This window comes from Nocardia sp. NPDC004654 (genome assembly GCF_040609595.1).
Taxonomy (GTDB): Bacteria; Actinomycetota; Actinomycetes; order Mycobacteriales; family Mycobacteriaceae; genus Nocardia.
The window spans coordinates 142,055-168,762 of sequence record NZ_JBEXKI010000003.1; the positions used below are offsets into that span (position 1 = coordinate 142,055).

Here is a 26,708-nt window from a genome sequence, read left to right on the forward strand (position 1 = left end):
CCGGCGACACGACCAGACACTCACTCGAGTGCAGTCGCGGTATCGGTCAGGGTCGACTGTGGCCGCCAACCTGGACCCCGGAACAGGAAGCCGAGCTTGTCCGAGAATTTCGCCGCGTTCTTGACGTCCTGCCAGATCGCGACCATCTCGCGGACGTTGATCTTTGCGATGTTGTAGGTGTCGACGTTCTTGGTGAGCCCGTAGATCACCCGCTCACCCTCCGGCTCGAAAGAGCCGAAGATGCGGTCCCAGATGATGAGTACGCCACCGTAGTTGCGGTCGAGGTATTCGGTGTTCGAGCCGTGGTGCACGCGGTGGTGACTCGGCGTGTTGAACACGAATTCGACAGGCGCCCAGAGTTTGTCGATGACCTCGGTGTGGATGCCGAACTGGTACAGCAGGTTGATCGCGTAGGAGGCGGCGATGATCTTGCCATCGATTCCCAACAGTGCCAGTGGTACGAGGAACGGCAGGGACGTCACAACCAGCCAAGGCGTGCGCAGTGCCGTGGTGAGATTGAATCTCTCGCTCGAGTGGTGCACGACGTGGACCGACCAGAACACCCGGATTTCGTGGTGCGCGCGGTGAAACCAGTAGTAGGCGAGGTCGACCCCGATGAGTGCGACTGCCCACGCGACCCAACCCTCGAGGCGCCACGGCACCAGCGAAGAAACAGCCGCGAAGATCGCGAGTTCCGCCAGCGCCCATGGAACGTTGGCGAGTTGATACCCCAGGCCTGCGGCGATGGAGGTAGCCGAGTCACGGTAGTCGTACGGCTTGCCGTGACGCTCGAGGTACACGATCTCCGCCACAACGGCGACGATGAAGACCGGAATAGCCAGCCAGATCAGGATGGTCGAGACATCCATGCCGGACATCGCATGCGCGAGTCGCGGAACGACCATGACTATGGCAGCCGTGCTCAGTACCGCGAGGAGCAGCCCGCACGCCGAGATGAACCCCATCCCGCCGCGGGCCCGGAACTTCTCCGACCGCGCCTCAGTGGTCGATTTCATGCCACTCATATATGAACCATCGCGCTGAGCGGCGCTCCGGACCAGGGACCCAAGGTATGGGCAGTCGCCACCTTGTTGCCTGTTCGAGCCGTGCAGCTACGAGCTGCCCTCGGACCGACCCGCCGCCCGAAGGGGGCGGATACATTTCGAGCCTCCCGAGTCCGAAGTTCACCCAATGGACGCGCCAGCGTCGGTCACCGTTCCGGTTCGTATGGCAGTCATCCGAGGGAGGGCGCGGCGGGGTCCGCGAGGATGCGCGCGGCCGCGAAGTGTTAGTTGCCACTCAGTTGCTAACAGTTTCGCCCTGGTTGACGACAGCACTTGCGGCCGACCGCTACTCACCCGACAGGAGCAAGAACGATGACGACCCGATCGGTGCGGCGCGTGCCGGTCCGCGCGATTGCCACCCAGTACGTCGCCGCGCTGATCGCGCTGGCGGTGACGGCCGTCTTCGGTTACCTGCTGCTACAACCCCAACAGTCGGCGGGCACGGCGGAAGCGCCTCGGTCCAGCGTCACTCAGCCGCACTGAAAACAATAACTAGACCGGTCGTCATAACTCGAGGTACCTTGGTCCTCGTGTCCCCACGAACCGACTCGCGGCAGCGCTTCCTCGACGCCGCCGCCGATCTCTTCCACACCAAGGGCTATCACGCCACGGGCCTGAACCAGCTGGTCAGCGCGGGCGGCGCCCCGAAGGGCTCGCTGTATTTCCACTTCCCCGGCGGCAAAGAACAGCTCGCGGCCGAGGCGCTGACGCAATCCAGCGTGCACCTGAGGGACACGCTGCGCGCGATCCTCGACGACGGCGGCACCGACGCCATATTCGCCGCGATGGCGGACAACCTACACGCGTCCGATTTCCAGCGCGGCTGCCCACTCGCGACGGTCGCGCTGGACGCCGCCGCCGAGAGCGAATTGATCCGGCAGGCCTGCGTCGCCGGGTTCGACTCCTGGCGCGCGGTGATCGAAGAATTCCTGCGCGAGAAGGGCCTCGACGACGAGCGCGCGGCCAACCTCTCGGTCGTCGCGCTGACCATGCTCGAGGGCGGGCTGCTGCTCGCCAAGACCCAGCGCGACCTCGCCCCGCTGCGCACCGTCGCCGACCACCTCCGCACCACCCTCGAAAGGGAGCTGTCCTGATGCGCATCCACCACCTCGACTGCGGCACCATGCGCCCCTTCGGCGGAAAGCTGCTCGACGGAGCGCCCGGCCTGCTGCGCCGCGCCGAAATGGTCTGCCACTGCTTGCTTCTCGAACTCGACGACCGGCTCGTCCTGATCGAGACCGGCATGGGCGAGCAGAGCGTGCGTCGCCCGAACGAATGGCTCGGCCGTCGCTTCATCTCGCTCACCCGGCCGGTGTTCGACATCGAGCGCACCGCGGTGCGGCAGGTGGAGGCGCTCGGCTTCCGCCGCGAGGACGTGCGCGACATCGTGCTCACTCACCTCGATCTGGATCACGCGGGCGGCCTCGCCGACTTCCCGCACGCCACCGTGCACGTCTACGACGACGAACTGCGCGCCTTCCGCGGCGCGCACACCGCGCAGGAGCGATTCCGTTACCGCGCAGCGCAATTCGAGCACGGTCCGAAGTGGCAATCCTATTCCGAGCACGGCGAGCCGTGGTTCGGCTTCGAGGCCGTACGCGAACTGGCCGGACTGCCGCCGAGCCTGCTGCTCGTGCCGCTGGCCGGGCACACCCGCGGTCACGCGGGCGTCGCCGTCGACACCGGCGACGGATGGCTGCTCGCCGCGGGTGACGCGTATTTCCATCCGGGCCAACTGGATCTGGTCCATCCGCACCAGCCGCTCGGCACGACCCTTTTCGAACTCAGCGTCGAGACGCTCGGCGGACCGCGGCGCGAGAACCAGCAGCGCCTGCGCGATCTGCTCCGCGACCACGGCGACCAAGTGCGAATCTTCTCGGCGCACAACGCCGCCGAGTTGCGCGCCTTTCAGACCGTGCCCGCCTGAGCCGAAAACCCTTGACCATCCAGCCCTTCTCACCTAACTTACAAAATGTCAGTTGCGAGAAGGGTGCGGCCATGGACGATCCGCGACGCTATGTGGTCATCGGCGGCGGACTGGCGGGGCTCGCGTCCGCGGTCTGGCTCGCCGAGGCGGGCAAACAGGTCACGCTGCTGGAGCGCCGCGGACGGCTGGGCGGGCGCACCCACGCCATGCGGGTCGACGCCGTCGACGATCCGCCCGACAACGGTCAGCACGTCATCGCCAGCGGTTACGAGCACCTGTTCCGCTACCTCACCAGCGTCGGCACCCGCGAATACGTCGCCTTCCCGCACCGCGCCACCCTCCGGTGGCCGGACGGGCGCTCGGTGAGCATGTCCACCAAGGGATTCGGCGCGCTGCGCACCTTCCTCGGCGCGCATCCCGACGCGAGCGTGCCGGACCGGCTGCGCGCGGCCCGCGCCACGATGCTCCTCGGGTGGCAATGTCTGCGCCAGCCCGCCGATCTCGCCGACCTCACCACCGAACAGTGGTTCCAGCGCGTCGGTATGCCCGCCACAGCCCGTGAGGCGCTGTGGGATTGGCTCGCGCTCGGCATCGCCGCCGAGCCCGTGCAGCGGGAGTCGGCCAAGGTGTTCGCCGATGTCATGGCGACCGGCATCCGGCTCGGTGTCCGGCACCGGCGGCCGGTCACCATCGGCTACCCGACGACCGACCTCGACACGCTGTATGTCACCGGGGCACAGCGCGTTTTCGAGCGGCACGGGGTGGAGGTCAGGTACCGGGCCATCGCCCGGCGCATCCACATCGCCGACGGCGAGGTGACCGGCGTCGCGCTCGCCGACGGCTCGGTGCTGCCCGCCGACGCGGTGGTCTGCGCCGTGCCGAACTCCGCGATCGGCGGTCTGCTCGACGACCTGCCCGAGCACGCCGAAATCTACGCCGCGGCGGACGAACTCGGCTACACGCCGATCGTCAGCACCAACCTCTACCTGGACCGCCCGCTGGGCACCACGGCCGAGTTCGAGGCGCTGATCGGCGGCACTGGAATCATCGACGAGGTCTTCGACCGCCAGCTGATGACCGGACGGAACACCGACAAGGCCTGGCTGTACTGCCTGACCACCAGCGGCGCCTACGAGCAGATCCACAAGTCCAACGACGCGATCGTCGCCGAACAACTCGACCTGCTGCGCCGCTACTATCCGGCGGCCGCCGCGGCCCGCGTCGTGCAGGCCCACGTGGTGCGCATGCCGAGGGCGACGTTCTCGCAGGTGCTCGGCACCCACGGGCTGCGACCCGCCCAGCGCACCTCGGTCCCCACCCTGGTGCTCGCGGGCGACTGGACCGCCACCGACTGGTCGGCGACGATGGAGAGCGCGGTGCAGAGCGCGGCGAAGGCTGTGGAACTTTTGCTTGCGCTACCGTCTGTGCCGTGACCACGGAGCGAGCCTCCCGCGCCCCCAAGCGGCGCATGTCCGCCGCCGAGCGCCGCGACCAATTGCTGGACGTGGCTCGCGACATCGCCGCCGCCGAGGGGTTCGGCGCGGTCGGCATCGAGCGTGTCGCCCGCACCGCCGACGTCGCGCGGGCGCTGGTCTATCAGCAGTTCACCGATTTGCCCGGGCTGATGTCGGCGCTGCTCGACCGGGAGAGCGCGGTCGCGCTGGCCGGCGTGCGCAGCGTGGACTGGAGCGGCACCGGCGACGACGTCGACCAGGTCGGCCGGGGCGTGCTCGCCTATCTGCACGCCGCGCCGACCAGCTGGCGGATCATGCTGAGCCCGCCCGACGGTGGCCCGCCCGAGCTGCGCGACCGGCTGGAGACCGGTCGCGCCTACGCGCGGGCGATCGGCGCGCGACACCTCTCGCGCTACGCCGGGATCACCATCGATCCGAACGGCGCGACGGAGCGGATCATGCTGGCCGCCGTCGAGGAACTGGCTCGGCTGCACCTGACCGATCCGGCCGCGTATCCGGACGAACTCGTGCTGCGCTACCTGCGCTCGCTGGTGGATTGGGCCGTCGGCGTCGAGGCGGGAGCGCTCGGCCGCGCCTGAATCTTTCTCGGACGCAGTCGAGCGCGCGGCTCAGCCGTCGGAGGGCACCGGCTCCAGGATCTGCGGCCGCGGCTCCGGGGCGGCGATCCGCAGCGCGTCGGCCGAGGCGTCGTCGGGCTGGGTCTGCGACCGGATCTCGGCCTGGACCCGCGCCTGGTAGGTCCGTATCTCGCGGTCGATCTCCGCCTCGTCCCAGCCGAGCACCGGCGCGACCAGCCGCGCCACCTGTTCGGCGCAGTGCGCGCCGCGGTGCGAGTACTCGATGGAGATTCTGGTGCGGCGGGCCAGGATGTCGTCCAGGTGCAGCGCGCCTTCGGCCGCCGCCGCGTACACGGCCTCCACCTGGAGATACGAGGGCGCCTCGGTGATCGGCTGCAACAGCTCCGGCTTGCCCTCGGCCAGCGCCATCACCTCATCGATCAGCGAACCGTAGCGATCGAGCAGGTGCTTGACCCGGTAGGGGTGGATGCCGTACGCCTCGGCCAGCTGGACTGTTTGGTTGACCAGTGCGAAGTAGCCGTCCGCGCCCAGCAGCGGCACCTTCTCGGTGATCGACGGCGAAACCCTGGCCGGAATGTCTTGTGCCGCTTCGTCGACCGCGTCGTAGGCCATCACTCGGTAGGTGGTGTACTTGCCGCCCGCGATCGCGACCAGCCCAGGCGCGATCCGAGCCACCGCGTGCTCCCTGGACAGCTTGGACGTGGAATCGCTCTCGCCCGCCAGCAGCGGTCGCAGGCCCGCGTAGACGCCGGTGATGTCGTCGCTGGTCAGCGGGGTGACGAGCACCTCGTTCACCCGGTCGAGCAGGTAGTCGATGTCCGCCTTGGTGGCGGCCGGGTGCGCCAGGTCCAGATTCCAGTCGGTGTCGGTGGTGCCGATGATCCAGAACGCGCCCCACGGGATGACGAACAACACCGAGGTGGCCGTGCGCAGGATGATCGCGGTGTCGCTGACGATGCGGTCGCGCGGCACCACGACGTGCACGCCTTTGGAGGCGCGCACGTGGAACCGGCCGCGGTTGTGCGAGAGGGCTTGGACCTCGTCGGTCCACACGCCGGTCGCGTTGATCACCACGTGCCCCCGCGCCTCGCCGGAACGTCCGTCCTCGCTGTCGCGGATCCGCACGCCGACGATCCGATCCGCCTCCCGGAGGAACCCGACGACCTGGGTGGAGGTGCGGATCACCGCACCGTAGTGCCCTGCCGTGCGCGCGACCATCATGGTGTGGCGGGCGTCGTCGACGACCGTGTCGTAATAGCTGACGCCGCCGATCAGCGAATCGCGCCGCAGCCCGGGCGCCAGCCGCAGCGCACCCGCTCGCGACAGATGACGCTGTCCGGGAACGGATTTCGCGCCGCCCATGGTGTCGTAGAGCACCAGCCCCGCCGCGACGTACGGCCGTTCCCAGCCGCGGTGGGTCAGCGGATACAGAAAGCGCAGCGGCTTCACCAGGTGCGGCGACAGCGTGGCCAGCGCCAGCTCACGCTCCCGCAGCGCCTCGCGCACCAACCCGAATTCCAGCTGCTCCAGATACCGCAGCCCGCCGTGGAACATCTTCGACGACCGGCTCGACGTACCGGACGCCAGATCCCGCGCCTCGACCAGCGCGACCGAGAGACCGCGGGTCGCCGCGTCGAGCGCGATACCGGCGCCGACCACCCCGCCGCCGATGACCAGCACGTCGAAATGTTCCTTGCCCAACCGCTCCCAGGCCGCACGCCGCTGCTCCGGGCCCAGGAACTGCGATTCCGGTTTCTTGGTCATGCTCGACTCCTCCAGCCGACGCGCCTGCGTCGGACGTCGTGGGTCTTCACGGGCACAGATCGAGCTGTTCTGGTACAGGCTATGCGAATCGCCGCACCTAGCGCCGGTCGGCCGGGCTCCGTGTGTCGTCCAGAACTACTCGCCGGTAACCGATGAGCCTAGTCCGCTGGCGGGCATGTCGCGATGTGATACCGAGCGCGAGGGACGTTTAGTAGCCTGCTGCAATGCGTCGCTATGTGGCCGCCATCGATCAGGGCACGACATCGAGCAGGTGCATCGTCTTCGACCGGCGTGGCCGCGTCGTCGGGGTGGCCCAGCGCGAACACGAGCAGATCTTCCCCCGGCCGGGGTGGGTCGAGCACGATCCCGAAAGCATCTGGCGCAATACCGAACTCGTGCTCGGCGAGGTGCTGGAGCAGAACGACCTCGGCCCCGGCGACATCGCCGCCGTCGGCATCACCAACCAGCGCGAGACCACCGTGGTCTGGGAACGCGCCACCGGCAAGCCGATTCACCACGCCATCGTCTGGCAGGACACACGCACCGATCGGCTGGTCGCCGAACTCGGCGGCGAGGCGGGCCCGACCCGCTACCAGGACCGCACCGGACTGCCGCTGTCCACCTACTTCGCGGGCCCCAAGCTGCGCTGGATCCTGGACAACGTACCGGGTGCGCAGGAGCGCGCCGAGGCGGGCGAGCTGTGCTTCGGCACCATCGACAGCTGGGTGCTGTGGAATCTGACCGGACTGCACGTCACCGACGTCACCAACGCCTCGCGCACCATGCTGATGGATCTGAAGACGCTGCAATGGGATTCGGAGATCTGCGCGGAATTCCGCGTGCCGGAGGCGATGCTGCCCGAGATCCGCAGCTCCTCGGAGGTGTACGGCGAGATCTCCTCCGGTCCGCTGCAAGGAGTTCCGGTCGCGGGCATCCTCGGCGACCAGCAGGCGGCCACCTTCGGGCAGGCCTGCCTGGTTCCCGGCGAGGCCAAGAACACCTACGGCACAGGCAATTTCATGCTGCTCAACACCGGGACCACCCCCGTGTGGAGCAAGCACGGCCTGCTCACCACGGTCTGCTACCAGCTCGGTGACCAACCCGCGGTGTACGCGCTGGAAGGCTCCATCGCGGTGACCGGCTCGCTGGTGCAGTGGTTCCGCGACAACCTCGGCATCATCGATTCCGCCGAGGAGATCGAGCGGCTCGCGGCCAGCGTCGACGACAACGGCGGCGCCTACATCGTGCCCGCGTTCTCGGGGCTGTTCGCCCCGCGCTGGCGGCCCGACGCGCGCGGCGTCATCGCGGGGCTGACCCGCTTCGTCAACAAGGCCCACCTGGCGCGAGCGGTTCTGGAATCCACCGCGTTCCAGACATTCGAGGTGGTCGAGGCGATGCGCGCCGACGCCGAATCCCAGAAGCTGGACCTGGAACTGACCACGCTGAAGGTCGACGGCGGCATGACCGCCAACGACCTGCTCATGCAATTCCAGTCCGACATCCTCGAGGTGCCGGTGGTGCGGCCCGTCGTCACCGAGACCACCGCGCTCGGCGCGGCCTACGCCGCGGGACTGGCCGTCGGCTACTGGTCCGGCACCGACGACATCCGCGCCAACTGGGCCGCCGACACCACGTGGGAGCCGAGCATGAGCGCCGAGGACCGCGACGAGCACATCGCGGCGTGGAACAAGGCCGTCGAGCGGACCTACAACTGGGTCGACTGACACCCAGGCGCGCTGACCGATCGCACACTGGCGCACAGCCGACCGACACGAGCGCGCTGGGCCGATCGCACCGAGGTGCACGGCCGACCGACGCGAGCGCGCTCGAGACCGATGGGCACGAAGGTGCTGAATCGAGTGCGGCAGCGGCGCAAGGCGAGCGAGCTCGGGCTCGCCGGGCCGACCGACGCGTCTATCCGGCGTGCGCCGTAACCAGCCGGGCGACAGCCTCCTCGAGCACCGCCGCGTCGGAGGTGGTGAAGCACATGCGCATCGAGTTGCGGTAGCCGTTCTCGACCGCGAACGCGGCGCCAGGCACGTAGGCGACGCCCACCTCCAGCGCGCGCGGCAGCAACCGCTGGGTGTCGGTGCCGTCGGTGAAATCGGCCCAGACGAACATGCCGCCCGCGGCGTCGGTGCAGACGACGCGGTCACCGAAGCCGGTGCGCACGGCGTGCACCAGCGCCTTGGCCCGCTCACCGTAGACGCCACGGACGTGATCCACATGCGTGGTGAGCCAGTCCCGGTCCGAGAGCAGGTCGGCCGCGATCTGCTGGGTGAGCGCCGAACCACAAAGGTCCGCACCCTGTTTCAGTAGTTCCACCGCCCGGCAGACCGCGTCGGGGGCGACCATCCAGCCGACTCGCAAACTCGGCGACAGGATCTTGGACGCACTGGACAGCCGAATCACGTTGGGCGAGTGTGTCGCGACCGGTTCCGGGGCGGGCCGGTCGAACCAGAGCTCGCCGTACGGGTCGTCCTCGATCACCCAGAAGCCTTGCGCCGCAGCTAGTTCCGCGAGTTCGCGGCGGCGCGCGGTGCTCATGGTCACCCCGCCCGGGTTGTGGAAATTGCTCACCGTGTGCACCACCGCGGGTCGCTCGCCCCGCGCCAGCAGTTCACGCAGCACGTCGACGCGCATACCCTCGCCGTCCAGCGGCACGGCGACGATGCGCGCTCCGGCCGCACGGAACACCTGGAGCGCGCCGACGTACGCCGGATTCTCGACGACCACCAGCGCACCCGGGTCGAGCAGCACCTCGGCGAGCAGCGACAATGCCTGCTGCGAGCCGTGCGTCACGAACACCTCGTCGACCGGCACCCGGCGGCCGAGCCGGGCGGACTCGCGCTCGGCGAGCACGTCGCGCAGCGGCGCCCAGCCGGGCGATTCGGTGTATTGCAGACAGCCGGGTCCGCGCAGCGCCGCCTCGGCCGCGGTCGCGATGCGTTCGCGCGGCATCAGTTCGGCATCCGGCAAGCCGCCCGCGAGGCTGATCACCTCGGCCCGAGCGGTGAGCTTCAGCAGGTCACGAATCGCCGAACTCTTCAGTCCGCCGAGCTTGGCTGCCAGCGGTGGAACAGTCGGCGACATGGAAACCTCCCAGCGGAACGCCACGGTACGCGTCATCCCACTGTGTCACACCGCTACCAGAATATGAAACTCCAATCTCAGAATATGAGACCAAGGTGGATCACCACGACCGCGCTCGCATGCTCAGGATCAGCGTCTTACCGTCCCGGCTGACGGTCTGCACCACCTGGGGGTAGACGATGGGCGCACTGCCGGGTCGGTACTCGGTCAGGTCGACCTCGAAGGTGTCGGCGGTCACCTGGGCGATGCGCAGGCAGTGGGTGGTACGGGCGGGGATCTGATCGTCGATGGCCGCTTGGATGGTCTCGGCCGGGGAGACGTTGACGGAATCGGGCGCCACATACCTGCGCGCCTTCTCTCCGCTGCGCTCGACGTAGAACCCGTACTGGAAGCCGAGGATCGCGTCGGGGCCCGAGTCGAATCCACCCGCGCCGTTCCCGACGGTCACCCTGTCGTCCTTGCTGGGCACACAACCCCGTCCGACGCTCGAATCGGAGGGTGGCGCGGCAGTCGTGCCTTCGTCGCCGCCGCCGTTGACCGCGACGATGGTCACCACCAGACCGATCAGCACGGCGACCGCGGCCGCGACGCCGAGCACGATCCAGCGTTTGTTGCCGCCGGAGCCGCCGCCGGTGGGCGCGACGGGCGCACCGGGCGCGAGCCGCTTGGCGATGGGATCGTCGGCCCAGGACAGGCCGGGGTCGGTCGTGGGCGGCGGCTTGGGCACCTCGCCGGATTCGCTCGCGCTGTTCCACCAGCGTTCCGGCGTGCCGCCGGTCGGCGCCGCGGTGTGTCGCACAGTCGCGTCGGCGGGGACGTCGCGCTCGGTGTCGGGCGCGGGCGCCGGTGCGGGACGTGCCTGCGGCGCGGGCGGGTTGTCCGGGAAGACCGTTGTCTCCGGAGCGCGGTACTGCGGCGGCGTCGGCGGCACGGGCGGCGCCTCCGCGGCGGGCCGCCAGCCCACGTTCGGGTGGTCGCCCGGGGGTTCGGGCCACTGCGGGCCGACCTCCCCCAGTTGCGGACCCCCGAACTCGCTCAGCGGCGGACCGAAATCGCCGCCGCCGACCGACGGGCCGAAATCCCCTGTCGGCGGGCCGAAATCGTTCAGCGGCGGACCGAACTGCGACCCGGGCTTGTCGGCTTCGTTGTCCTTCGCGTCACCTTCGGAGCCCACACCCAATCCTTTCCCCAGAACACACGTGTGGGGCGGTCGCGAAACGACCGCCCCACCCGTTGAACAGCTCGTGTCAGTACTGGAACGAGCCACCCCACTGCGTGGTCACGCCAGCAACATTGACCGTCTGCGGAGCCAAGTCGCCCGGCGGGACAATCGGCGGAAGTTTAACCTGCGCGGCGGCTTCCAGCGCGGCGGCACCACCCGGCTGAGCGGCGATCCACTGCTCGACCGACGCCTTGGCCAGGTTCACCTGGGTGGTGTCGAGCACGAACGAGTTGGTGTTGGGGGCCAGACCCTCGCCACCGGTGTAGCTGGTGACCTTGATGGTGTTGACGTCGACGAACTCGACCGACACACCGGCCTCGCCCTTACCGGTCGGGGTGTTGTACCCGATCGTGCCGACGTAACCGGCCTCGTTGCTGAAGTGGTGGGTGTTGGCCACGTAACCGGGCAGCACGGCGCCGCCGTCGATGTTCGCGCCGAATTCCTGGTGCGGACCGCTCATCTCGACGACCGGCGCGGCGGGCGCGGCCTGCAGGCGCGGCGCCTCCCAGCGCGGTTCCTGCACCAGCGTCTCCGACTGCGACGGCCCGGAGGAACCCGGCCGATCCGGCTGCGCGGCACGCGCGTCGGCGTCGCCGCCCGGCTGGGCGCCGCTCTCGCCGCCCGGACGAGTCTCGCCCGGCTGACCCGGCTTCGGCTCTTCCGCCTCGGTGCCCGGAACGACGACCGGCTGCGCGGGGTCCTGGCCCGGCACCGGCAGCGGCGCGACGCGCGGGCTAGTGACGCCCGGCTGGCTGGGCACGGTTAGCTTCGGGTCCTTCTTCGGATCCGGCATCACCTGGTTCGGATCCGGGGTGTTGACACCCGGCTGGCTCGGAGTCGGCGCGCTCTCCGGCTTGTTCGGGTCCGACTCCTGGGTGTTGCCCGGATCCGGCTTGGTGGTCTCCGGAGTGTTCTGCGCCTCCGGCGTCTCGGTGCCCGGCTGGACCGGCGCCGGTGTCGTCGGTGTGCTCGGTTCGTTGGGAACTGCCCCCGCCGGCGCCGCGAACAATGTAGCCACGGCGGCCGCAGTGGCCAGTGGCAACGAGGTGCTCGCCATCGCTCGCTGCGCCCGACTCGGCTTACGATGTTTCACTTTTCGCCAATCCCTTTCCCGGGTGCGGCCGAATCGATCGCACTCAGTTGTCCCTGGTGAGACGCGCCTCGATCGCCGAACAACCCTAGGGCCGTTCGCTGTTCGGTTTCGGAAAGGACCTTCCCCCCACACCAGAACCACGCGACCGCCCGCCGATCGCATCTCTGCGGGCAGTCAACCACAGTTGGGCCGTGCAGGCAACGCGGTGAAATACCCGAGCCGACAACGTCACTCGACGCGTCGACCCGCATGACCGTGAGAACCGCGGCGCCGCGCGTCAGTCCAGGTCGTCGTGGCGCATGAGCAGGCGGCCCGCCTCGGTGACCGAGCCGGTCAGCGACGGGTAGACCGAGAAGGTCTGGGCGAGATCGTTGACCGTCAGGTTGTTCTGCACCGCGAGTGCGATCGGCAGGATCAACTCGGAGGCGATCGGCGCGACCACGACGCCGCCGATCACCACGCCGGTGGCCGGGCGGCAGAAGATCTTGACGAAGCCGCGGCGCAGGCCCGACATCTTCGCCCGCGGGTTGGTGTTCAGCGGCAGCATCACGGTGCGCGCGGGTACCTCGCCATTGTCGATCGAGTTCTGACTGACGCCGACCGTGGCGATCTCCGGCCTGGTGAACACGGCCGACGCGACCGTCTTGAGCCGAATCGGGCTGACGCCCTCACCGAGCGCGTGGTACATCGCGATGCGGCCCTGCATCGCCGCCACCGAGGCCAGCGGCAGCAAGCCCGTGCAGTCGCCCGCGGCGTAGATGCCGGACACCGAGGTGCGCGAGACCCGATCGACCCGCAGGTAGCCGCCGCGGTCGAGCTCGACACCCACCTCTTCCAGGCCGAGATCGTCGGTGTTCGGTGTGGAACCGACGGTCATCAGCGCGTGCGTGCCGGCCACTGTGCGGCCGTCGGAGAGCTTGACCACGATGCCTTCCGCGGTGCGCTCGACGGCGTCGGCCCGCGCGTGCTTCACCAGCTCGACACCGCGCTCGGCCAGCGCTTCCTCGAGCACGAGGGCGGCGTCGGCGTCCTCGTGCGGCAGCACCCGGTCACGGCTGGAGACCAGCTTCACCCGGACGCCCAATTCCGTGTAGGCGGAGACGAATTCGGCGCCGGTCACGCCGGAACCGACCACCACCAGGGTCTCCGGCAGCTGGCGCAGGTCGTAGAGCTGACGCCAGTTCAGGATGCGCTCGCCGTCGGGTTCGGCGCCGGACAGCACGCGCGGGCTCGCGCCGGTGGCGATCAGCACCACCTCGGCCTCGATCAGCCGCTCGCGGCCACCGTCCATACCGACGGTCACCCGATGCGGCGCCCGCCCGCCGCCGTTCTCGGCCAGCCGGGCGGAGCCGGACAGCACGGTCACGCCCGCGGACTGCAACTTGGAGCGGATATCGGAGGACTGGGCCAGCGCGAGCGCCTTGACGCGCGCGTTCACCTCGGGCAGCCGTACGGCCGCCTGACTCGGGTCGAGCGTGATTCCGAGGTCCCTGGCCCGGCGCAGATCGGTGCGCACACCGGTGGAGGCGATGAAGGTCTTGGACGGGACACAGTCCCACAACACACATGCGCCACCGATGCCGTCGCGGTCGATCAGTGTCACGTCCGCGCCGTGCTGGGCCGCGACCAAGGCCGCCTCATAGCCGGCCGGTCCGCCACCGATGATCGCAATGCGGGTCATGGATACCTCCGCTCGAGCTGTCGACCGGGATCTCCGGTACCTGGCTAACGTTAGTGGTCGGCGCGCTGTCGTACTCGCCACACCTGGCCGTCGCGCCGGGAACACGGCGTCATGTGGGCGGGATAGCGGCGATCCGGTGTCATCATTGGCTACCCTTTGCAGGTGCCGATCTACGCCGCCTACGGGTCCAACATGGACTCGACCCAGATGCTCGAGCGCTGTCCGCACTCCCCCATGTCCGGGACCGGCTGGTTGGAGGGCTGGCGGCTGACCTTCGCCGGCGACGACATCGGGTGGGAAGGGCCGCTGGCGACGGTCGTCGAGGAACCGGGGTCCCGGGTGTTCGTCGTGCTCTACGACGTCTCCCCCGAGGACGAGCAGTTGCTGGACCGCTGGGAGGGCTCGGACTTCGGCATCCACAAGAAGATCCGGTTGCGTGTCACCCCGAGCCCCGGCAGTGGCACCGAGCCGCGGCTGGCCTGGCTGTACGTGCTGGACGCCTACGAGGGCGGCCTACCGTCGGCGCGCTATCTGGGCGTGATGGCCGACGCGGCCGAAAAGGCGGGCGCGCCAGAGGATTACGTGCACGCCCTGCGCACGCGGAACAGCCGCAACGTGGGACCTGGCAACTACTCGAGCTGAGACGCCGAACCCCGCCGCCGGAGCATCCGGGCGGCGGGGTTCGTTCGTTTCGCTTGTTTCGGATCCTCGGTTGTTTCGGATCCTCAGCTCTTTCGGACGGCTCAGTTCTTTCGGACAGCTCAGCGCGGCGGCGTCTGCAACACGATGTTCGACAGCACACGCACGCCCACCGCCAGCGCGCGCTCGTCGATGTCGAAAGTCGGCTGGTGCAGATCCAGCTGCTCACCGTGCCCGGACCAGACGCCGAGCCGCGCCATCGCGCCCGGCACCTCCTCCAGGTACCAGGAGAAGTCCTCGCCGCCGCCGGACTGGATGGTGTCGGCCAGCGCGTCGGGGCCCAGCGCGCGGATGGCGTCCTCGAAGATCCTGGTCGAGTGCTCGTCGTTGACCACCGGCGGCACCCCGCGGCGGTAGTTGAGCTGGTACCGCACGCCGGTCGGCGCGAGCAGGCCGTCGACGATCTCGTGCACCATCGGCTCGAGCAGCGACCAGGTCGCGTGATCGCCGGTGCGGACGGTGCCGGTGAGCATGCCCGTCTGCGGTATGGCGTTCGGCGCCTTGCCCGCCGACACCGCGCCCCACACCATCACGGTGCTGGTCCGCGGATCGATGCGGCGGCTGAGCAGGCCGGGCAGGCCGGTGATCACGGTGCCGATGGCGTAGACGAGGTCGCTGGTCAGGTGCGGACGCGAGGTGTGGCCGCCCGGCGAGTCGAGCACCAGCTCGATGGTGTCGGCGGCCGAGGTGATCGCGCCGACCCGGATGCCGACCCTGCCGACCTCCAGGCGCGGATCGCAGTGCAGCGCGAAGATCCGCTCCACACCCTCCATCACGCCCGCGGCGACCAGGTCGATCGCGCCGCCGGGCATGACCTCCTCGGCGGGCTGGAAGACCAGCCGCACGCCGACCGGCAGGTCCGGGATCTCCGCGAGCGCGAGCGCGGTGCCGAGCAGGATGGTGGTGTGCGCGTCGTGGCCGCAGGCGTGCGAGACGCCCGGCACGGTCGAGGCGAAGCTGAGGCCGGTGAACTCTTGCAACGGGAGCGCGTCCATGTCGGCGCGCAGGCCGATGCGCGGTCCCTCGGGGCCGATGTCACAGATCAGGCCGGTGCCGCCGGGCATCTTCTGCGGGGAGAGACCCGCCTTGGTCAGCCAGGCCGCGACGAACTCGGTCGTGCCGAACTCGGTGCGGGACAGCTCCGGGTTCGCGTGGATGTGCCTGCGCCACTGCACGAGGTCGACAGCGTGCTCGGCCAGCCACGATTCGACCGCATCCCGGGCGGTCACGACGGTGTCCGTCGCGACGCCGCCCGGCGCCTCCGGGGTCAGGCACGCCGCGCCCTTGGGGCCGGTGGCTCGCGCCGAGGTGTTCGACAACGCGGCACTCGCGGGGCCCTCCGTGGTAGCGCGCGCCGCCTCCTGGCCCGTCGCTCGCGCCGCCGGTCGGCCTGTAGTGCTCACCGAATGTCCTCCTGTCGTTGAACGAGTCGTTGCAACAACCTGTCTCTGTGTTCTTCATCGCGGGCGACGGCGATTGCGGTACGCGCGAGCGCGACCGCGCCATCGGTTACCGCGCGATCCGCCGAGGCATTGACACTGGCCGCGGCGAATCCCGGCTGATGTGTCACCGCCCCACCGGCATCTATGCCGATGACCGGATGGATGCCCGGGATGACGTTGGTGACATTGCCCATATCGGTGCTGCCGAGCGGTCGCTGCGCCTCGAGCTCCGGTGCGATCGGCACCCGTCCCAGGTCGGCGATCTGCTCGCGATAGGCACACAGTAGTGCCGGATCGGGCGTCAGCTCGGTATATGTAGGCGCGAGCGTCCGGATTTCGTGGGTGCAGCCGGTCGCCAGGGCGCCCGCCTCGAAACAAGCCGACGCTCGTCGCATCAGATCCTCGAGGGATGCGGAGTCGACTGCGCGTAGGTAGTACAGCAGTTCCGCACGTCCGGGCACGATGTTGGGGGCTACGCCACCGTCGCTGACTATACCGTGAAGTTGCTGACCAGGCAGGAGATGCTGCCTCAGCAAACCCAGAGCAACCTGTGCGACGGTGACCGCGTCCCCCGCGTTGCGGCCGTGCTCGGGGGCCGCGCTGGCGTGCGCCTCGTGCCCGTGGAAGACCACGCCGATGTCGGCGAGGGCGAGCGAGCGCGCGCCGACGATGTCGTACGGGCCGGGATGCACCATCATCGCCATCGCGACGTCGTCGAAGACCCCGCGCTCGAGCATCAGCACCTTGCCGCCGCCGCTTTCCTCGGCGGGCGTCCCGAGCACCACGACGGTGATACCGAGTTCGTCGGCCACCTCGGCGAGGCCGAGCGCCGCGCCGACGGCCGACGCGGCGATGATGTTGTGCCCACAGGCGTGCCCGATCTCGGGCAGTGCGTCGTATTCCGCGCAGATGCCGACCGTCAGCTCGCCGCTTCCATAGCTGGCGCGAAACGCCGTTGGCAGGTCGGCGACGCCGGGGTGGATCTCGAAACCGCGCTCGGCCAGCGGCGCGAGGACCTTCGCGACGCTGCGCGTCTCCTCGAAAGCCAGCTCGGGCTCCGCGTGGAGAGAATGCGAGAGTTCGATCAACCGGGTGGCCGCGGCGGCGACAGCGGCGTCGGAAGCCGCCGCGGCGCCGTCGGTGTGGACAGCGCGCGACGTGCTGCTCGTTTCCTGAGGCCCGCTGCGCGGTGGAGGCATGGGACACAGTCTGGCACTGTGTCGCGAATCGGGCCCACTCATATCCGTCTGCCCGGTCACACCCGGGCCCGGCCGGGGGTTATCCGGCGGCGAACGCCAGGTTCTCGGGGCTGGTCCGCACCGCGAGCCCGGCCAGCGCTTCGGCGTGCAGCGCCCGCTTGATGATCGGCAGATTCGGCTTGCGGTTGCCCGCGAGTGCCGCGGCCTGGGCGACGGCGGTCTCCAGCAACGCGTCGGCTTCGGCGGCCTGGTCCACGATGCCCGCCGCGATGGCCTGGTCGGCCGGGTAGCGATGGCCGGTGGTCATGGCCTGCACGCAGACCTGGTTGGTCAGGCGGTTGGTGAGCAGCGCGTTCATGCCGACGGTGAACGGCATGCCGAGGTGCACCTCGGGCAGGCTCCAGAAGCCGCGATCGGCCCGCATGACGCGGAAGTCGTGCGAGGTGGCCAGCATCGCGCCCGCGCCGAACGCGTGCCCGTTGACGGCGGCCACCGTCGGCATCGGGAAGGCGAGCAGGCGGGTGTAGAGCGAGTGCACCTTGTCCAGGTAGCCGTGGATCTCGCCGAGGTTGCCGAACAGCCAGTCGGTGTCCAGGCCGTTGCTGAAGAACTTGCCGGTCGCCGTGGTCACCAGCGCCGCGGGACCCTCCGAGGCCTCGACCTTGTCGAACAGCGCGTGCACTTCGGCGATCCAGTCCGGATGGAAGCGGTTCTCGCTGTCGGTCTGTCCCTCGTTCCCGAGGTACAGCACGAACACATCTCCCTGACGCTCCAGATACGGCATGCGTGCAGCGTATCGCCATCGGTAGACGTTGCCTACTGGCGGGTAGCCCACCGCAACTCGGCGCGCAACGACGCCCAACGAACCATCCACGCCCTGCCGACCGCCCCCGGAGCGAGCCCGACGAGCGACCGTTCGCGGCGCGCCAGCGCGCCAAATACACTCTCTTCATGCTTGCCGAACAGGCCGCCGAGGCGATCGCGGAACGTACGGGAGTCGAGCGCCACCGGGTGGCCGTGGTGCTCGGTTCGGGGTGGCAGCAGGCGGCCGCGGAGATCGGCGCGCCGTCGGCGTCGGTGTCGATGCCGGAACTGCCCGGTTTCGGCGAACCGACCGCGCAAGGCCATGTCGGCGTGGTGCATTCGGTGCCCGTCGGCGAGACGCCGGTGCTGCTGCTGATGGGCCGCCAGCATCTCTACGAGGGCTACCAGCCCGCCGACGTGGTGCACCCGGTGTCGGCCGCGGTGGCGGCGGGCGCGGAGATCGTGGTGCTGACCAACGCGGCGGGCGGCATCCGGCCCGGCTTGCAGGTCGGCGAGCCGGTCCTGATCAGCGATCACCTCAATCTCACCGCCCGCACCCCGCTGGCGGGCGCCACCTTCGTCGATCTGGTCGACGCGTGGGACCCCGAATTACGGGCGCTGGCAAGGGAAATCGACCCGAGCCTGACCGAGGGCGTGTACGCGGGCCTGACCGGACCGCAGTACGAGACGCCCGCCGAGATCCGCATGCTGCGCACCATCGGCGCCGACTTGGTCGGCATGTCGACGGTGCTGGAGGCCATCGCGGCCCGCGCGCTCGGCGCCCGGTTGCTCGGCATCTCGCTGGTGACCAACCTGGCCGCGGGCGTGACCGGCGAGCACCTGTCGCATGCCGAGGTGCTCGCCGAGGGCAACGCAGCCGCACCTCGGCTCGGCAAACTGCTGCGCGGCGTGCTGGAGCGGCTCTAGATGCTGCGCTTCGGGACCGCCGGGCTGCGCGGGCCGCTGCGCGAGGGCCCGGACGGCATGAACGTGACGACCGTGAGCAGGGCGACGGCGGGCGTGATCGACTGGCTGCGCGGCCGATGCCTCGGCGGCGGTCACGTCGTCGTGGGCCGCGACGCCAGGCACGGTTCGCCCGAATTCGCCACCGCCGTCGCGGAAATCTTCGCGGCGGCGGGCTTTCCGGTCACCCTGCTGCCCGGCGCGGTGCCGACGCCGGTGGTGGCGTACGCGGTGCGCGAACTCGGCGCGGTGGCGGGCGTGCAGATCACCGCGTCGCACAATCCGCCGGAGGACAACGGCTACAAGCTCTATCTAGACGGCGGCTCGCAGTTGATCGCGCCCGCCGACACCGAGATCGAGCGCTGCATCGAGGCGGTCGCCGGTCCGATCCCGCGCACACCGGTCGCCGAATCCGACGACGCGCTCGTGCACCGCTATCTCGCGCGGGTGGCCCGGCTGCCGGAATTGGTCGGCGGGCCGGGCGCGCGCGCCGACGTCCGGATCGCGCTGACGCCGCTGCACGGAGTCGGCGGCGATCTCGCCGTGCGGGCGCTGGCCGCGGCGGGTTTCACCGACGTGCACGTGGTGACCGAACAATTCGCGTCCGATCCCGACTTCCCCACCGTCGCCTTCCCGAACCCGGAGGAGCCGGGAGCCGCCGACCTGCTGCTCGCGCTGGCCGAACGGGTGGACGCCGACGTGGCCATCGCGCTGGACCCCGACGCGGATCGGTGCGCGGTCGGCGTGCCGGGCCCGGACGGCTGGCGGATGCTGCGCGGCGACGAAACCGGTGTGCTGCTTGCTGATTGCGTGCTGCGCACCGCGCCACCGGACGCGCTGGTCGCCACCACGATCGTCTCGTCGCGGCTGCTGTCCAAGCTGGCGGCGGCCCGCGGCGCCCGGTACGCCGAGACGCTCACCGGCTTCAAATGGCTTGCCAGGGCGGGCGACGGACTGGTGTACGCCTACGAGGAGGCCATCGGTCACTGCGTCGACCCGGCGGCCGTGCGCGACAAGGACGGCATCTCGGCGGCCGTCCTCACCGCCGACCTGGTGGCCCGGCTGAAGGCCGAGCGGCGCACGCTGCTCGACGAACTCGACGGGTACGCGGTCGAATTCGGCCTGCACGCGGGCGATCAGGTCGCGTTGCGGCTGGCCGACGCCGAGGCCGCCGCGGCGGTGGTCGAGCGGCTGCGCGCCGCCCCGCCCCACGAGATCGCGGGCGAGCCGATGAAGTACGCGGATCTGCTCCAGACGCGCGGCCGAATGCGCACCGACGCACTGATTTTCGAGGGCGCGGGTTCCCGGGTGGTGATCCGGCCCTCGGGCACCGAGCCGAAACTCAAGTGCTACCTGGAGGTCGTCGAGCCGGTGGCCGACCGCGCCGGTCTCACCGACGCCAGACGCGTTGCCGCCGAACGACTCACGGCGCTCGCGGCGTTCTGCCGCGCGCTGTAGCCACCCGGCCGCGCTGAGCGCGTCAGCGCGGTCCGAACTGGCGATCGCCCGCGTCGCCCAAGCCGGGGACGATGTAGGCGTCGGAGTTCAGGCCCGAGTCGACGGTCGCCGTCACCAACCGCACCGGCAGCCGCGACTTCTCCAGCAGCGCAATGCCTTCCGGCGCGGCGACCACGCAGATCGCGGTGATGTCGGTCGCGCCGCGTGCGGCGAGCAATTCGAGGGTGTGGCGCATGGAGCCGCCGGTCGCCAGCATCGGGTCGAGCACGTACACCGGAATGCCGGACAGGTCGGCGGGCAGCGATTCCATGTACGGCACCGGCTGGTGAGTGGTCTCGTCGCGGGCGAGGCCGACGAAACCGACCTGGGCGTTGGGGATCAGCTCGGCGGCCGCATCGACCATGCCGAGCCCGGCGCGCAGCACCGGGACCAGCAGCGGCGGATGGGCCAGCCGCACGCCTTCGGCGAAGGCGACGGGGGTTTCGATTTCGTACCTGGTCACGGGCGCGTCGCGCAGCGCCTCGTAGACCAGGATGCCGGTGAGATCGCGCAGCGCGTTGCGGAATACCGCGTTGGGGGTGCGCGCGTCGCGCATCGTCGTCAGCAGGGTGGCGGCGAGTGGATGGTCCACGGTGTGCGTACGCATGAGGGAACGATAAGGTTCGAGGCGAGTTCGGCGTCGAACGTCCTCGTGAATTTTTTCCGAGGCGAGGGAACCGAATGGCAAGGCGGCGCGTCGAACCAGTTGGATGACGTACTCTGCCTGGGAACGAACAGATGGGGGAAGCACTATGGCAAAGATGTCGGCGGACACCGAGGGCATCGCCGCCTACGGCGCCACCGCCGAGGTGATGGCCGGTGAAATGGCCGGTGTCGCAGCGGGGGCCGCGGGCGCCTCGCCCGCGTTGCTCGGGCCGATCATGGGGCTCATCGGCGGGGATTTCATGGCCGCGTATTCCGCGGCGCACGCCGGACACGTCGCGTCGATCGCGCAACTGTCGGCCGTCCTGTCCAGCATGGGCGGCGCGGCGGCCGGAGCGGCCACCGTGCTCACCGAGACGGACATGAACAACGCGGCCGCGTTGAAGTCCGCCGACCTGGACGGATGAGCCGGTGATCGACGTCAACCTCTTGGTCAAGCCGCTGCTCGATCTGCTCGGCAGCTTCGGCACCGGCGTGCTGCCCAGCGGCGGCCCGGCCGACTCGCTGACCTCCACCTCGACGGCGCTGGATCAGCTGCATCAGTTGGGCCGCAACAGCATCAACCAGATGAACACCGCGTGGGACGGCGTCGCCGCCGACGCCGCGACCGCGAAGGCGCTGCGCGTGCAGACCTCCGCGGCCAACATCTCCGATCGCGGCAACGAGATGGCGACCGTCGTCGACCAGGCCGCCACCGAAGTCGAGACCGGGCAGAAGGATCTCAACGGCATCGTGCAGTCCTTCGTGAACACCGCGACGGCGCTCGGCCCGACGATCACCACGCCACCGGGTTTCGCGGCCCTGGTCGGCACCGCCATCGATCACCTGAACCAGGGACTCGGCGTAGTCGGTCGGGTGCGCAACGAACTGGACACGCACACCGCGACCATGAGCCAGCTGACCCCGGCGCCCTCCAGCCCGTCGCTCGCGTCGCTGCCTGGCGCTATCACCAGCACGGCCGGCACCGGCATCCAGGGCCTGATGGGCGTGGTCGGCCAGGCCGGTTCGCTGATCACCAGCGTGGCGAGCAGTTCCGCGCAGAACGTCGCCAAGACGAGTCCCGGCACGAGCAACAATTCGAGCTCGAACTCCACGAAGCCCGGCGACACCACCGCCACGCCGAGCACCAAGGACGGCGTGAAGATCACGCTGCCCGACGGTAGCGTCGTCGAGGCGCCGAACGAGAAGGCCGCGACCGCGGTCCAGTCGGCACTGAGCGCGGTCGGCACGCCCTACGTCTGGGGCGGCAACACCCCGGGCTCCGGCATCGACTGCAGTGGCCTCACCAAGTACGCCTACAGCGAGGCGGGCGTCGAACTGCCGCGCCTGGCTCAGGAACAGCACATCGGACACCCGCAGGTGTCGCCCGGCGATCTGATGCCGGGTGACCTGGCCGTATGGGACGGCCACGTCGCCATGGTCGTCGGCAACGGGCAGCTCGTCGAGGCCGGCGACCCGGTCTCGGTCAGTTCCATCCGAACGGAGAACATGGGTATGGAGTTCTACGGCTTCTACAGGCCGACAGCATGAGCGAACGCAGTGAGCGAATCATGTGCCAGCCCGCCGAGGGCATGCCGGAGCCGAGCGCCAGCGAGGCGGAGGCATGACCGAGCAGCAGGCCCAGCAGATTCCGAACGTCACCCTGGCCGTCAGCCAGAACCGGTCCGGCACCATCGCGGTGCGCGCGACCGACCAGGGCATGCCGGTCGAGATCAAGTTCGAGCGCAGTGAATACCGTTACGGCGCACAGGCTCTCGCCAACGAGATCCTGCGCCTGACGCAGCGCTCGGCCATCGCCGCGCGCGCCAAGCGCCGCGAGGTCCTCGCCGAGTCGGGCATGCCCGCCGACGTCCTGGACCGGCTCGGACTGCCCACCCGGCAGCAGGCGGTCGACGAACTCGACCGCATCGACGACGCCGACACGGGACCGACGAGCTGGATGCGGCCGGTATGAACGAGCGAAGCGAGGAATTGGCATGAGTGCCGAGATGGACGCGCTCGTCGCGAGCGCGACCCAGAAACTGGAAGCGCTCGAGGCCGCCCTGTACGGCCTGAAGCAGGTGCGCGGCCAGTTCACCACCGAAGATGGCGCGGTCACCGTCGAGGTGAACAGCGAGGGCGCGCTGGTCGGGTTGACGCTGTCGGAGGCGGTCACCTCGATGGCGCCCGGCGACGTCTCCCAGCTGATCGTCTGGGCCTGCAGGCAGGCCTCCGAGGACGCGGGAGCACAGCGCTCGAAGGTCGTTGCGACACTGAACGAGTCGTTCGCCCCGGCGCCCAACGGCGCGGCGGGCACAATTGGGGGCGGGCCGGATAGTGCCTGAGCCGGAAGGTCGATAGGCTTCCGCACATGGCTTCTGGAGACATCGTCCCGATCGAGCTCGGCCTGACCGACGGCGATCTCGTCACCCTGTGGGCACCGCGCTGGCGCGACGGTGACGACGAGTGGATGGCATTCCTCGGACACGAGGATTCCCTCTATGGTTTCGACACCGTCGCCGAACTGGCCGCGTTCATCCGGACCAGCTCCGACAACGACCTGGTCGACCATCCCGCGTGGAAGGTCGTCGCCGGACTGTCGGCGGTGGAACTGGAGCCGGAGGAGAACTTCACTTTCGACCTGGTCGCGGTGCCGGAGCTGGCCGCGGGCGATCCCGACGTGGACAGCATCGCCGAGCTGGAGGACACCCTCGGCATGGTCCGCAACATCGGCGAGGTGTGCGAGCTGGAGACGGTCACCAAGTTCTTCGGCTCGCACCCCGTGCTCGGCGCGCTGCCCGGTGGAGTGAGCGCGTTCGTCGGTCGCGACGGCGAGGAACTCTGGGACCAGATCGGCGCGGCCATCGCCAAGGACTGGGACTCGGTGCTCGACGCCATCGACTCGGTGGTCGCCACCCCGGACGTGGACGCCGAGGCCGTCGCGGTCGCCGAGGCCGAGTTGCTCGCGGCCGAGGAGAACGTGGTCGACGCAGACGACGCCGCCGACAGCGACGAGGACGAGGAATTCGAGGCCGTAGACCTGGACGACGAGGACGAGGAGGAAGACGACTCGTTCTGGCACGAGGTCGGCATCGACCCGGTCAAGATCGTCACCGCGGACGGCACCTACTTCACGCTGCGCTGCTATCTCGACGACGAACCGATCTTCCTCGGCAAGAACGGCTCGATCACGGTGTTCACCTCCGAGCGCGCCCTCGCGCGCTACCTCGCCGACGAGCACGAGCACGATCTGGCGAGGGTGAGCACCTATGGCGAGGTGCAGACCGCCGCCGTGGACGGCTCGCTCGAGGTCGAGGTGACCGACGAGAACGTCTACGTGCTGCCCGGCCTGGCCGACGACCTGGCCGAGGGCCCGGAGGCGGTCGACATCGAACAGCTCGACCTGGCAGTCGAGTTGTTCACCGACGCCGCCGACTACGCCGAGGACGACGCCGTCGAGCAGGCCCTTGCCCAGTCCACTCCCCTGGGCTGGTACGTGTCGTACCTGCTGAACCCGGACCCGACCCGGATGGCGCCGAACCCGCCGTTCGCCGCGGAGGCGCAGAGCTGGCGCGAGCTCGAGCGCGGGTTCGAAGCTCGGCTCGCGCCGCAGTAGTCCGCTGAGTTCGGGGCCGAATACGTTCGGCCCCGAACTCATTTCAGCCTGATCCAGATGTGCTCGGCGCGACCGAGCAGCCGCTCGTCGCTGCCGTACACCGCGCTGGCGGTGAAAATCTTGCGACCCTGCTCGCCGTGGCTTTCCCCGACCACGACGCACGGTTCGCCCACCTCGGGTAGGCCGAGCACCGCGGCAGTCATCGAGCCGAGCAGTGCGGGGCGGTCCAGCATGCCCGGCACAGACCAGCCACCCGGGCAGTCCAGCGCCGCCCACAGCAGCGCGTCTCCGATCGCCAGCGATTCGTCGGGCGTCCACGGTGCCGCGACCAGCCCCGCGCGCACCGTCCCCGGCTCGATACGCAGTCCATCTTCGCGTGCGTTTCCGCAGACGAAGCAGAGCGCGAACATGTCGTTGGTCTCGTACGAGCCCGTGGCCTTCTCCGCGATTTCGCGTGGAACGGGTCCCGGAACATCCCGTTCGAAGGCGCCCGCTCGCGATTCGGCGATCAGGCGCTCGCCGTCGAACAACTTGCCGTCCTCCAGCCGCAACGGCGTGTCCAGCGGAGCCGGGTTGCGCAACATGACGGTCACTGTGCCTTCGTCACGGTGTTCGGCGAGACGTCCGCAGACGTAACCGCCGTTACCCGAATCCGGCGGGCCGTTGAATCGACCGGGAATCTGCACACTCGTCACAACATCCCACGATAGACCGCCCTGTATGCCGTGCGCCGGTGGTCCGTCCGCGCCCTCGTTCAGCCGAGCAGCACCGCGTACCCCGGCTTGATGATGTCGTCGATGATGCGCAGCCGCTCCGGGAACGGGATGAAGGCCGACTTCATCGCGTTGATGGTGAACCGCTCCAAATCGCTCCAGCCGTAGCCGAAGGTCTCCACCAGCTTCAGCATCTCCGCGCTCATCGTGGTGTCGCTCATCAGGCGGTTGTCGGTGTTCACCGTGACGCGGAAGCGCAGCCGGGCGAGCAGATCGAACGGGTGCTTGTCCAGGGCGGGCACCGCACCGGTCTGCACATTCGACGAGGGACACAGCTCGAGCGGAATTCGCATGTCCCGCACGTAGTTCGCGACCAGACCCAGTTCCGCGTCCTCGAGCGCGCCTGGCACGTGGATGTCGTCGGTGATGCGCACGCCGTGCCCGAGCCGGTCGGCGCCGCAGAACGCCAGCGCCTCGTGGATCGACGGCAGGCCGAACGCCTCGCCCGCGTGGATGGTGAAGTGCGCGCTGCTCGCCCGCATGAACTCGAACGCGTCGAGATGCCTGCTCGGCGGGAAGCCCGCCTCCGCACCCGCGATGTCGAAGCCGCCGACGCCACGGTCGCGCCAGCGCACCGTGAGCTCGGCGATCTCACGCGAACGCGCCGCGTGCCGCATGGCCGTGAGCAGACAGGTCACCACGATGGAATGGCCCGCCTCGGCCGCGGCCGCCTCGCCCTCACGGAAGCCGGCCAAGGTGTGCTCGACCACCTCGTCCATGCTCAGGCCGCGCTCCAGGTGCTGCTCGGGCGCGAAGCGAACCTCGGCGTACACCACGCCGTCGGCGGCCAGGTCCTCCGCGCACTCGCGAGCCACCCGGCGCAGGCCCTCCGGTGTCTGCATCACCGCGACGGTGTGCGCGAACGTCTCCAGGTAGCGCTCCAGGGAACCGCTGTCGGCGGCGTCGCGGAACCAGGCCGCCAGGGTGGCCTCATCGGTCGCGGGTAGGTCTTCGTAACCGCAATCGGCGGCGAGCTCCAGCACCGTCGCGGGCCGCAGACCACCGTCGAGGTGATCGTGCAGCAGCGCCTTGGGAGCTTGGCGGATCGAGGCGAGGGTGAGCGGCATCGGTCCTGTCATGACCACACGTTAGCCGCGCCGCGCGGAATCGGCAGCGAAGTTCCGCCGTGTCAACCATCTCGTTGCCGGCGGGCCACGGCGCGGTTCACAGCGCGTC

26 protein-coding genes are annotated in these 26,708 nt (G+C 69.5%); 14 read left to right on the top strand and 12 right to left on the bottom strand.

All coding sequences use genetic code 11. From position 1 onward, the window contains the following. Nucleotides 1-20: 20 nt before the first annotated feature. On the bottom strand, nt 21-1,016 hold the full coding sequence (locus ABZV58_RS10895) for a sterol desaturase family protein (RefSeq protein ID WP_354999973.1): 996 nt from the start codon (nt 1,014-1,016) through the stop codon (nt 21-23). 360 nt (nt 1,017-1,376) lie between these two features. Here ABZV58_RS10895 and ABZV58_RS10900 point away from each other — a divergent pair, with 360 nt between their 5' ends. From ABZV58_RS10900 to ABZV58_RS10920, 5 genes are read left to right on the top strand one after another with little or no spacing between them, the layout of a single operon-like run. After that, nucleotides 1,377-1,547, top strand: coding sequence for a hypothetical protein (locus tag ABZV58_RS10900; RefSeq protein WP_354999974.1), 171 nt, complete (start codon nt 1,377-1,379; stop codon nt 1,545-1,547). 47 nt (nt 1,548-1,594) lie between these two features. After that, nucleotides 1,595-2,158: a TetR/AcrR family transcriptional regulator gene (locus ABZV58_RS10905; protein ID WP_354999975.1), complete on the top strand. Its 564-nt coding sequence runs from the start codon at nt 1,595-1,597 to the stop codon at nt 2,156-2,158. Next, the gene (locus tag ABZV58_RS10910) at nt 2,158-2,991 is read left to right on the top strand and encodes an MBL fold metallo-hydrolase (RefSeq protein ID WP_354999976.1); all 834 of its coding nucleotides are present in this window, start codon (nt 2,158-2,160) and stop codon (nt 2,989-2,991) included. The genes ABZV58_RS10905 and ABZV58_RS10910 overlap by 1 nt, the downstream gene beginning before the upstream one ends. A 17-nt stretch (nt 2,992-3,008) precedes the next feature. Then, entirely contained in the window at nt 3,009-4,424 is a 1,416-nt protein-coding gene (gene hpnE, locus ABZV58_RS10915) for a hydroxysqualene dehydroxylase HpnE (RefSeq protein ID WP_355000529.1), read from the top strand. Nucleotides 4,425-4,459: 35 nt separating this feature from the next. After that, nucleotides 4,460-5,044 carry a TetR family transcriptional regulator gene (locus ABZV58_RS10920; RefSeq protein WP_355000530.1) on the top strand — a complete coding sequence of 195 codons (585 nt, stop codon included), beginning with the start codon at nt 4,460-4,462 and terminating at the stop codon, nt 5,042-5,044. Nucleotides 5,045-5,074: 30 nt separating this feature from the next. Here ABZV58_RS10920 and ABZV58_RS10925 read toward each other — a convergent pair whose 3' ends face one another. Beyond that, the gene (locus tag ABZV58_RS10925) at nt 5,075-6,808 is read right to left on the bottom strand and encodes a glycerol-3-phosphate dehydrogenase/oxidase (protein WP_354999977.1); all 1,734 of its coding nucleotides are present in this window, start codon (nt 6,806-6,808) and stop codon (nt 5,075-5,077) included. A gap of 224 nt (nt 6,809-7,032) precedes the next feature. Here ABZV58_RS10925 and glpK point away from each other — a divergent pair, with 224 nt between their 5' ends. After that, complete coding sequence (glpK, locus tag ABZV58_RS10930) at nt 7,033-8,532, top strand: glycerol kinase GlpK (protein WP_354999978.1); 1,500 nt, start codon at nt 7,033-7,035, stop codon at nt 8,530-8,532. Between the two features lie 190 nt (nt 8,533-8,722). Here the strand turns inward: glpK and ABZV58_RS10935 are convergent, their stop codons facing one another. From ABZV58_RS10935 to ABZV58_RS10950, 4 genes are all read right to left on the bottom strand, one after another. Continuing rightward, the gene (locus ABZV58_RS10935; RefSeq protein ID WP_354999979.1) at nt 8,723-9,901 is read right to left on the bottom strand and encodes a PLP-dependent aminotransferase family protein; all 1,179 of its coding nucleotides are present in this window, start codon (nt 9,899-9,901) and stop codon (nt 8,723-8,725) included. A gap of 100 nt (nt 9,902-10,001) precedes the next feature. Next, on the bottom strand, nt 10,002-11,075 hold the full coding sequence (locus ABZV58_RS10940; RefSeq protein WP_354999980.1) for a hypothetical protein: 1,074 nt from the start codon (nt 11,073-11,075) through the stop codon (nt 10,002-10,004). A gap of 73 nt (nt 11,076-11,148) precedes the next feature. Continuing rightward, nucleotides 11,149-12,180: a hypothetical protein gene (locus ABZV58_RS10945; RefSeq protein ID WP_354999981.1), complete on the bottom strand. Its 1,032-nt coding sequence runs from the start codon at nt 12,178-12,180 to the stop codon at nt 11,149-11,151. A gap of 313 nt (nt 12,181-12,493) precedes the next feature. Next, nucleotides 12,494-13,897: an NAD(P)H-quinone dehydrogenase gene (locus ABZV58_RS10950; protein ID WP_354999982.1), complete on the bottom strand. Its 1,404-nt coding sequence runs from the start codon at nt 13,895-13,897 to the stop codon at nt 12,494-12,496. 162 nt (nt 13,898-14,059) lie between these two features. Between ABZV58_RS10950 and ABZV58_RS10955 the strand changes: the two genes are divergently transcribed. Then, nucleotides 14,060-14,539 carry a gamma-glutamylcyclotransferase gene (locus ABZV58_RS10955; RefSeq protein ID WP_067843310.1) on the top strand — a complete coding sequence of 160 codons (480 nt, stop codon included), beginning with the start codon at nt 14,060-14,062 and terminating at the stop codon, nt 14,537-14,539. Nucleotides 14,540-14,658: 119 nt separating this feature from the next. Here the strand turns inward: ABZV58_RS10955 and ABZV58_RS10960 are convergent, their stop codons facing one another. From ABZV58_RS10960 to ABZV58_RS10970, 3 genes are all read right to left on the bottom strand, one after another. Continuing rightward, complete coding sequence (locus ABZV58_RS10960; RefSeq protein ID WP_355000531.1) at nt 14,659-15,867, bottom strand: M20 family metallopeptidase; 1,209 nt, start codon at nt 15,865-15,867, stop codon at nt 14,659-14,661. 128 nt (nt 15,868-15,995) lie between these two features. Beyond that, nucleotides 15,996-17,237: a M20 family metallopeptidase gene (locus tag ABZV58_RS10965; RefSeq protein ID WP_354999983.1), complete on the bottom strand. Its 1,242-nt coding sequence runs from the start codon at nt 17,235-17,237 to the stop codon at nt 15,996-15,998. Between the two features lie 79 nt (nt 17,238-17,316). After that, nucleotides 17,317-18,021, bottom strand: coding sequence for an enoyl-CoA hydratase-related protein (locus ABZV58_RS10970; RefSeq protein ID WP_354999984.1), 705 nt, complete (start codon nt 18,019-18,021; stop codon nt 17,317-17,319). 167 nt (nt 18,022-18,188) lie between these two features. Between ABZV58_RS10970 and ABZV58_RS10975 the strand changes: the two genes are divergently transcribed. Together ABZV58_RS10975 and ABZV58_RS10980 are read left to right on the top strand one after the other, a co-directional pair. Continuing rightward, nucleotides 18,189-18,968 carry a purine-nucleoside phosphorylase gene (locus ABZV58_RS10975; RefSeq protein WP_354999985.1) on the top strand — a complete coding sequence of 260 codons (780 nt, stop codon included), beginning with the start codon at nt 18,189-18,191 and terminating at the stop codon, nt 18,966-18,968. Then, nucleotides 18,969-20,462, top strand: a complete 1,494-nt coding sequence (locus tag ABZV58_RS10980; protein WP_354999986.1) for a phospho-sugar mutase — start codon at nt 18,969-18,971, stop codon at nt 20,460-20,462. Nucleotides 20,463-20,484: 22 nt separating this feature from the next. Here ABZV58_RS10980 and upp read toward each other — a convergent pair whose 3' ends face one another. After that, nucleotides 20,485-21,108 carry a uracil phosphoribosyltransferase gene (gene upp, locus ABZV58_RS10985; protein WP_354999987.1) on the bottom strand — a complete coding sequence of 208 codons (624 nt, stop codon included), beginning with the start codon at nt 21,106-21,108 and terminating at the stop codon, nt 20,485-20,487. Between the two features lie 145 nt (nt 21,109-21,253). Here upp and ABZV58_RS10990 point away from each other — a divergent pair, with 145 nt between their 5' ends. The 5 genes from ABZV58_RS10990 to ABZV58_RS11010 all read left to right on the top strand — a co-directional run bounded on the left by ABZV58_RS10990 (nt 21,254) and on the right by ABZV58_RS11010 (nt 24,759). Beyond that, complete coding sequence (locus ABZV58_RS10990; protein WP_354999988.1) at nt 21,254-21,571, top strand: hypothetical protein; 318 nt, start codon at nt 21,254-21,256, stop codon at nt 21,569-21,571. A 4-nt stretch (nt 21,572-21,575) separates the two neighbouring features. After that, entirely contained in the window at nt 21,576-22,694 is a 1,119-nt protein-coding gene (locus ABZV58_RS10995; protein ID WP_354999989.1) for a C40 family peptidase, read from the top strand. 73 nt (nt 22,695-22,767) lie between these two features. Then, nucleotides 22,768-23,118 (top strand): hypothetical protein, encoded by a 351-nt coding sequence (locus ABZV58_RS11000; RefSeq protein WP_354999990.1) that lies wholly within the window; start codon nt 22,768-22,770, stop codon nt 23,116-23,118. 22 nt (nt 23,119-23,140) lie between these two features. Then, a complete protein-coding gene (locus tag ABZV58_RS11005; RefSeq protein WP_354999991.1) occupies nt 23,141-23,488 on the top strand; it encodes a YbaB/EbfC family nucleoid-associated protein in 348 nt (115 codons plus the stop codon). 26 nt (nt 23,489-23,514) lie between these two features. Then, nucleotides 23,515-24,759: a primosomal protein gene (locus tag ABZV58_RS11010; RefSeq protein ID WP_354999992.1), complete on the top strand. Its 1,245-nt coding sequence runs from the start codon at nt 23,515-23,517 to the stop codon at nt 24,757-24,759. A 38-nt stretch (nt 24,760-24,797) separates the two neighbouring features. Here the strand turns inward: ABZV58_RS11010 and ABZV58_RS11015 are convergent, their stop codons facing one another. Then, complete coding sequence (locus ABZV58_RS11015; RefSeq protein ID WP_354999993.1) at nt 24,798-25,454, bottom strand: hypothetical protein; 657 nt, start codon at nt 25,452-25,454, stop codon at nt 24,798-24,800. 59 nt (nt 25,455-25,513) lie between these two features. Next, the gene (locus ABZV58_RS11020; protein WP_354999994.1) at nt 25,514-26,611 is read right to left on the bottom strand and encodes an adenosine deaminase; all 1,098 of its coding nucleotides are present in this window, start codon (nt 26,609-26,611) and stop codon (nt 25,514-25,516) included. Nucleotides 26,612-26,708: the final 97 nt, after the last annotated feature.

Excerpts from the sequence above, each read along its gene's own strand:
- ABZV58_RS10895 (WP_354999973.1), bottom strand. The coding sequence starts at position 1,016 with ATGAAATCGACCACTGAGGCGCGGTCGGAGAAGTTCCGGGCCCGCGGC.
- ABZV58_RS10900 (WP_354999974.1), top strand. The coding sequence starts at position 1,377 with ATGACGACCCGATCGGTGCGGCGCGTGCCGGTCCGCGCGATTGCCACC.
- ABZV58_RS10910 (WP_354999976.1), top strand. The coding sequence starts at position 2,158 with ATGCGCATCCACCACCTCGACTGCGGCACCATGCGCCCCTTCGGCGGA.
- ABZV58_RS10920 (WP_355000530.1), top strand. The coding sequence starts at position 4,460 with ATGTCCGCCGCCGAGCGCCGCGACCAATTGCTGGACGTGGCTCGCGAC.
- ABZV58_RS10925 (WP_354999977.1), bottom strand. The coding sequence starts at position 6,808 with ATGACCAAGAAACCGGAATCGCAGTTCCTGGGCCCGGAGCAGCGGCGT.
- glpK (WP_354999978.1), top strand. The coding sequence starts at position 7,033 with ATGCGTCGCTATGTGGCCGCCATCGATCAGGGCACGACATCGAGCAGG.
- ABZV58_RS10935 (WP_354999979.1), bottom strand. The coding sequence starts at position 9,901 with ATGTCGCCGACTGTTCCACCGCTGGCAGCCAAGCTCGGCGGACTGAAG.
- ABZV58_RS10945 (WP_354999981.1), bottom strand. The coding sequence starts at position 12,180 with ATGGCGAGCACCTCGTTGCCACTGGCCACTGCGGCCGCCGTGGCTACA.
- ABZV58_RS10950 (WP_354999982.1), bottom strand. The coding sequence starts at position 13,897 with ATGACCCGCATTGCGATCATCGGTGGCGGACCGGCCGGCTATGAGGCG.
- ABZV58_RS10965 (WP_354999983.1), bottom strand. The coding sequence starts at position 17,237 with ATGCCTCCACCGCGCAGCGGGCCTCAGGAAACGAGCAGCACGTCGCGC.
- ABZV58_RS10970 (WP_354999984.1), bottom strand. The coding sequence starts at position 18,021 with ATGCCGTATCTGGAGCGTCAGGGAGATGTGTTCGTGCTGTACCTCGGG.
- ABZV58_RS10975 (WP_354999985.1), top strand. The coding sequence starts at position 18,189 with ATGCTTGCCGAACAGGCCGCCGAGGCGATCGCGGAACGTACGGGAGTC.
- ABZV58_RS10980 (WP_354999986.1), top strand. The coding sequence starts at position 18,969 with ATGCTGCGCTTCGGGACCGCCGGGCTGCGCGGGCCGCTGCGCGAGGGC.
- upp (WP_354999987.1), bottom strand. The coding sequence starts at position 21,108 with ATGCGTACGCACACCGTGGACCATCCACTCGCCGCCACCCTGCTGACG.
- ABZV58_RS10990 (WP_354999988.1), top strand. The coding sequence starts at position 21,254 with ATGGCAAAGATGTCGGCGGACACCGAGGGCATCGCCGCCTACGGCGCC.
- ABZV58_RS11000 (WP_354999990.1), top strand. The coding sequence starts at position 22,768 with ATGACCGAGCAGCAGGCCCAGCAGATTCCGAACGTCACCCTGGCCGTC.
- ABZV58_RS11005 (WP_354999991.1), top strand. The coding sequence starts at position 23,141 with ATGAGTGCCGAGATGGACGCGCTCGTCGCGAGCGCGACCCAGAAACTG.
- ABZV58_RS11010 (WP_354999992.1), top strand. The coding sequence starts at position 23,515 with ATGGCTTCTGGAGACATCGTCCCGATCGAGCTCGGCCTGACCGACGGC.
- ABZV58_RS11020 (WP_354999994.1), bottom strand. The coding sequence starts at position 26,611 with ATGACAGGACCGATGCCGCTCACCCTCGCCTCGATCCGCCAAGCTCCC.